Source organism: Citrobacter sp. RHBSTW-00029, from assembly GCF_014104295.1.
GTDB lineage: Bacteria > Pseudomonadota > Gammaproteobacteria > Enterobacterales > Enterobacteriaceae > Citrobacter > Citrobacter youngae.
Genome location: NZ_JABXRT010000009.1, coordinates 1 through 206, shown reverse-complemented (window position 1 = coordinate 206; position 206 = coordinate 1). Strand labels below are relative to the sequence as shown.

Below are 206 nucleotides of genomic sequence, written 5' to 3'. Positions count from 1 at the left end.
CGCGGTGAAAACTACGCCACCAGCGAGGACCGGCAGGCTACGGAAGAGGCCACTGGCGTGGAAAGTTCCTTCGTGCGTTATGCCGTCGATCGCTATCCGCCGACCCCCGGCGGGCTGTACGGCATGGCAGAGAACGGCTACGAGTGGGTGAGCGACTGGTATGACCCGGACTATTACGCGACATCTCCGCGCCAGGATCCGCAGGG

1 protein-coding gene is annotated in these 206 nt (G+C 64.1%); it reads left to right on the top strand.

Going from position 1 to position 206, the window contains the following annotated elements; genetic code table 11:
* The coding region (locus HV041_RS24875; protein WP_182294306.1) for an SUMF1/EgtB/PvdO family nonheme iron enzyme at nt 1–206 on the top strand (206 nt) is incomplete at both ends.